The organism is Rhodoblastus sp. (genome assembly GCF_041915505.1).
Taxonomy (GTDB): domain Bacteria; phylum Pseudomonadota; class Alphaproteobacteria; order Rhizobiales; family Beijerinckiaceae; genus Rhodoblastus.
The window spans coordinates 1-5,240 of the sequence record NZ_JAYSBG010000252.1 but is presented as its reverse complement, the minus strand read 5'-3'; the positions used below and the strand labels follow the sequence as shown (position 1 = coordinate 5,240).

Annotated in this window: 4 protein-coding genes and 1 pseudogene; 3 read left to right on the top strand and 2 right to left on the bottom strand. The window is 66.0% G+C overall.

All coding sequences use genetic code 11. The annotated features are described in order from the left end of the window. Positions 1 to 335 (bottom strand): annotated as a pseudogene (locus tag ACE3S9_RS14360) (RNA pseudouridine synthase); the annotation flags it as partial. A gap of 46 nt (positions 336 to 381) precedes the next feature. On the opposite strand from ACE3S9_RS14360, the gene ACE3S9_RS14355 reads away from it, so the two are divergent. Continuing rightward, positions 382 to 1,578 (top strand): TIGR03862 family flavoprotein, encoded by a 1,197-nt coding sequence (locus ACE3S9_RS14355; protein WP_374547163.1) that lies wholly within the window; start codon positions 382 to 384, stop codon positions 1,576 to 1,578. Between the two features lie 4 nt (positions 1,579 to 1,582). Here the strand turns inward: ACE3S9_RS14355 and ACE3S9_RS14350 are convergent, their stop codons facing one another. After that, positions 1,583 to 2,074, bottom strand: a complete 492-nt coding sequence (locus ACE3S9_RS14350; RefSeq protein WP_374547162.1) for an acyl-CoA thioesterase — start codon at positions 2,072 to 2,074, stop codon at positions 1,583 to 1,585. Between the two features lie 183 nt (positions 2,075 to 2,257). Here ACE3S9_RS14350 and ACE3S9_RS14345 point away from each other — a divergent pair, with 183 nt between their 5' ends. Next, complete coding sequence (locus ACE3S9_RS14345; protein WP_374547161.1) at positions 2,258 to 3,424, top strand: phosphoserine transaminase; 1,167 nt, start codon at positions 2,258 to 2,260, stop codon at positions 3,422 to 3,424. A gap of 131 nt (positions 3,425 to 3,555) precedes the next feature. Next, positions 3,556 to 5,142, top strand: coding sequence for a phosphoglycerate dehydrogenase (gene serA / locus ACE3S9_RS14340; protein WP_374547160.1), 1,587 nt, complete (start codon positions 3,556 to 3,558; stop codon positions 5,140 to 5,142). The last annotated feature ends 98 nt before the right edge of the window (positions 5,143 to 5,240 follow it).

The window sequence follows — 5,240 nt, the reverse complement described above, 5'->3', positions numbered from 1 at the left end:
TGGCCCGCGCCGGGATGGACCACCAGCCCCGCCGGCTTGTCGAGCACCACCAGAAAATCGTCCTCGAACACGATGTCGAGCGGAATGCGCTCGCCCTTGGGCTCGGCCGGCGCGGCTTCGGGCACGTCGATCTCGACGATCTGGCCGGCGCGCAATTTGGTCTTGGCCTGCAAGGCGGGCGCTTCATCGAGCCAGATCAGCCCGCTCTCGATCAGCCCTTTGACGCGCGTGCGGGAAAGGCTGGCCTCGACCAGCTCGGGGCGGGCGGCGAGATAATGGTCGAGACGCGCGCCCGCGCCATCCTCGTCCACCACGATCTGAATTTTCGTCGTCATGACCGCGGCAATAGCACGGCTCGGGGATTTTTTGTAAAGCCTGCGCATGAAGAAGACAGCCGCAATCATCGGCGCGGGCCCTGCCGGCCTCGCCGCCGCCGAAATTCTGGCCGAAGCCGGACTGAACGTGACACTGTTCGAGCGCATGGCCAGCCCGGCGCGCAAATTGCTGATGGCCGGGCGCGGCGGGCTCAACCTCACCCACAGCGAGGATTATTCCCGCTTCCTCACCCGTTACGGCGCAGCGGCGGAACGTCTGAGGCCCTTTCTCGACGCTTTCGGGCCGCAGGATTTGCGCGACTGGTGCGCCGGCCTTGGCCAGGAGACTTTTGTCGGCTCCAGCGGGCGGGTCTTTCCCAAGGCGTTCAAGGCCTCGCCGCTGCTGCGCGCCTGGCTGCGGCGGCTCGACGCGCTTGGCGTCCGCATCGCTTTGCGCCATGAATTTCGCGGCTTTGACGGGCGCGCCGCTCTATTCGCCACGCCCGACGGCCCGTTGCGCGTCGAAACCGATGTGACGGTTCTGGCTCTGGGCGGCGCGTCCTGGCCGCGCCTCGGCGCCGACGGAGGCTGGGTCGCGCCGCTGGCGGCGGCCGGATTGCCCTCCAGCCCGCTGCGGCCGGCCAATTGCGGTCTGTTGATCGACTGGTCCACGCATTTCTGGGAAAAATTCGAAGGCCAGCCGCTGAAAAATATCGCGCTGCATTTTGACGGCCGAACCGCGCGCGGCGAAGCAATGGTTACCCGGCGCGGGCTTGAGGGCGGCGGGGTCTACGCCCTCTCGGGCGCGATTCGCGAGGGCCTGGGCGAACATGGTGTCGAAATTGCGCTCGATCTGCGGCCCGACGCAACCGAGGCGGATCTCGCAAAAAGACTCGCGCGGCCCTTCGGCAAGCAAAGCCTGTCCAATATGTTGCGCAAGGCGGCGCATCTTTCGCCCGTCGCCATCGCCTTGCTGCGCGAGAGCGGCTCCCTGCCGGAAACGCCCGAAACCCGTGCGGCGCGGATCAAAGCCGTTCCGCTGCGCGTGACCGGCGTCGCCGGGCTGGAGCGCGCCATCTCCACCGCCGGCGGCGTGCGCTGGGACGCCGTGGACGAAACCCTGATGGCGAAAGAGCGGCCCGGCCTGTTCCTCGCCGGCGAAATGCTGGACTGGGAGGCGCCGACCGGCGGCTATCTGCTAACCGTCTGTATCGCGCTTGGCCGCGCAGCGGGCCGGGCCGCCACGGCTTTCGCCGCGCGCTGATTGTTCAGGCGGAATGGTCGGTCGGCGCGGTGGTCTTTTCCAATTGCTCGGCGATCTGCCGGCGCAGCGTCCGTCGCAATTCGGCGGCGCGATTGCGTCTTTCCTCGATGGGCGTTTCGACCTTCAGGTCCGGGACCCGCGCCGGGCGGGCGTCATCGTCCACCGCGACCATGGTGAAATAGCAGGAATTGGTGTGCCGTCGCGTGCCCTTGCGGATATCCTCGGCCTCGACACGGATGCCGATCTCCATCGAGGTGCGGCCGGCATGATTGACGCTGGCGCGGAACGTCACCAGCTCGCCGACATGGATCGGCTCCTTGAACGTGACCTGATCGACCGAAAGCGTCACCGCATAGCGCCCGGAAAAGCGCGACGCGCAGGAAAAGGCGACCCGGTCGAGCAGATTGAGCAAGGCGCCGCCATGCACCTTGCCGGAAAAATTGGCCATGTCAGGCGTCATCAGGACGGTCATCTCAAGTTGACGGGGGTCGCTCATCTCGATTCCTTGGGTCGGCGCCTCTGGCTGGACTTTAGTCGGAAATGGCGGCGAGGCCATCCCCGGCCTCGTTCGATGGCGCCGCCAGCGGCCTTTTGCCGCCCTTGACCCTGCCCCGACACAGGCGTATCGCCGGATCGGGACATCTCGCCCCAATGCGAGACGCCCATCTGGGAGGATGGAATGACGCAAAAGCCCGCCGAACTGCCGAAAAACCCGAATTTCTCGTCCGGCCCCTGCGCCAAGCGCCCTGGTTGGTCGCTCGATGCGCTGAAAGACGCGCCGCTCGGCCGCTCGCATCGCGCCAAGATCGGCAAGGCCAAGCTGAAACAGGCCATCGAACTGACCCGCGACGTGCTGCAGGTTCCCGCCGATTACCGGATTGGGATCGTGCCGGCCTCCGACACCGGCGCCGTCGAAATGGCGATGTGGTCGCTGCTCGGCCCGCGCCCGGTCGACGCCCTGGCCTGGGAAAGTTTTGGCGAGGGCTGGGTGACCGATATCGTCAAGCAGTTGAAATTGAAGGATGCGCGCATCCTCAAGGCGGGCTATGGCGAAATCGTCGATCTGTCCTCGGTCGATTTCGACCATGACGTGATCTTCACCTGGAACGGCACCACCTCCGGCGTGTGCGTGCCGGACGGCGACTGGATCGCGCCCGACCGCAAGGGCCTGACCATCGCCGACGCCACTTCCGCCGCTTTCGCGCAAAAACTCGATTGGCCCAAGCTCGACGTCGTGACCTTCTCCTGGCAGAAGGCGCTGGGCGGCGAAGGCGCCCATGGCATGCTGATCCTCTCGCCCCGCGCCGTGGAGCGGCTGGAAAGCCATGTCCCCGCCTGGCCGCTGCCGAAAATCTTCCGCATGACCAAGGGCGGCAAGCTGATCGAAGGCATTTTCGAGGGTGACACCATCAACACGCCCTCGATGCTCTGCGTCGAGGATTACATCGACGCTTTGCTCTGGGGGAAAAGCGTCGGCGGCCTCGACGGGCTGATCGCCCGCGCCGACGCCAACGCCAAGGTGCTGGCCGATTGGGTCGCGAAAAGCGGCTGGGCCGGGTTCCTCGCCAAGGCGGAGCCGATCCGCTCCAACACCTCGGTCTGCCTGAAGGTGGTCGATCCGGCCGTGACGGCGCTGCCGGCCGAAGCGCAGGCCGCTTTCGCGAAAAAGCTCGCCTCGCTGGTCGAGAAGGAAAAGGCCGGCTATGACCTCGGCGCCTATCGCGACGCCCCGCCCGGCTTGCGCATCTGGTGCGGCGCGACCGTCGAAGCCTCCGATGTCGCGCTGCTGACGCAATGGCTCGACTGGGCCTTCGCCGAAGCCAAGGCCGAACTGGCCGCCGCCTAAAGCCTGCCAAAGAAAGCTCCGGGCCGCCCGAACAGCCAAAATCGCGGCGGGCGGCCAGAGCGTCACATTTCCAAAAATTTTCGGGACGACGGGCGCCAAAACAGCCCGCGCCCATCCTGGGAGGGAATAAAATGGCGCCTCGCGTGCTCATTTCGGACGCCTTGTCGCCCGCTGCTCTGGCTATTTTCAAGGAGCGCGGCGTCGAGGTGGATTTTCAGCCGGCGCTCGGCAAGGACAAGGACAAGCTCGCCGCGATCATCGGCGATTATGACGGCCTGGCCATCCGCTCGGCGACCAAGGTCAGCGCGAAAATTCTCGAAAACGCCGCGCGGCTGCGCGTGATCGGGCGCGCCGGCATCGGCGTGGACAATGTCGATATTCCCGCCGCCACGGCGCGCGGCGTGATCGTGATGAATACGCCGTTCGGCAATTCCATCACCACGGCGGAGCACGCCATCGCCATGATGTTCGCTTTGGCGCGGCAGATTCCGGCGGCGGACGCCTCGACCCAGGCCGGGAAATGGGAGAAGAACCGCTTCATGGGCGTCGAGATCACCGGCAAGACGCTGGGGATCATCGGCTGCGGCAATATTGGCGCGATCGTCGCCGACCGCGCCATCGGCCTGAAGATGCGGGTGATCGCCTTCGATCCTTTCCTGTCGCCGGAGCGCGCGGAACATCTCGGCGTGGAAAAGGTCGAGCTTCCCGAATTGCTCGCCCGCGCCGATTTCATCACCCTGCACACGCCGATGACGGCGCAGACCAAGAACATCCTCTCCGCAGAAAATCTCGCCAAGGCCAAGAAGGGCGTGCGGGTCATCAATTGCGCGCGCGGCGGGCTAGCGGATGAGGCCGCCTTGCGCGCCGCGCTCGAGTCCGGCCATGTCGCCGGCGCCGCCTTCGACGTTTTCGTGGAAGAGCCGGCGGTGGCCAATCCCTTGTTCGGCCATCCCAATGTCGTCTGCACGCCGCATCTCGGCGCCGCGACCAGCGAGGCGCAGGAGAATGTCGCTTTGCAGGTCGCCGAGCAAATGTCCGACTATCTGACGCGCGGCGCCATTTCCAACGCCGTGAACTTCCCCTCGATCACCGCCGAAGAGGCCCCGCGCCTCAAGCCTTTCATCGCCCTTGCGGAAAAGCTCGGCTCCTTCGCCGGGCAATTGACCGAGGCCGGGGTGAAAAAGCTCGTCATCACCTATGAGGGCCATGTCGGCGAGCTCAAGACCAAGGCGCTGACAGCGGCGGCGCTGGCCGGTTTCCTGCGCCCGATGCTGGCGGATGTGAATGTCGTCTCCGCGCCCGTGGTGGCCAAGGAGCGCGGCATTGTCATCGACGAGGTTTTGCGCGCGGCGGAGGGCGATTATGACTCGCTGATCACCCTCGCGGTGGAGACGGAAGGCGATTCTTTCGGGCTGTCGGGCGCCGTCTTCAACGACGGCAAGCCGCGCATCGTCGAAATCGCCGGGATTCGGGCGGAGACCGAATTCGCGCCGGCGATGATCTATGTCTCCAATGAGGACAAGCCCGGCTTCATCGGCCGCTTCGCCACGCTGCTCGGCGAGGCGGGCGTGAATATCGCGACCTTCGCGCTCGGCCGCGACGCCGAAGGCGGCTCGGCCATCGCTTTGGTCGGGATCGACGGCGGGGTTCCTGCGCCGGTTTTCGCGCAGACCCGCGCCCTGCCCGGGGTGAAACGGGTCAAGGCGCTGAAATTCTGACGCAAGCGACCCGGCGCCATCGGCCGACTTGACTTCGCTGTTGCGAATGTCCAGTTTCCGCCCGCTCCGCAACCCATTCCGGGCTGCGGAGGACGCGG

Excerpts from the sequence above, each read along its gene's own strand:
- serA (WP_374547160.1), top strand. The coding sequence starts at position 3,556 with ATGGCGCCTCGCGTGCTCATTTCGGACGCCTTGTCGCCCGCTGCTCTG.
- ACE3S9_RS14355 (WP_374547163.1), top strand. The coding sequence starts at position 382 with ATGAAGAAGACAGCCGCAATCATCGGCGCGGGCCCTGCCGGCCTCGCC.
- ACE3S9_RS14345 (WP_374547161.1), top strand. The coding sequence starts at position 2,258 with ATGACGCAAAAGCCCGCCGAACTGCCGAAAAACCCGAATTTCTCGTCC.
- ACE3S9_RS14350 (WP_374547162.1), bottom strand. The coding sequence starts at position 2,074 with ATGAGCGACCCCCGTCAACTTGAGATGACCGTCCTGATGACGCCTGAC.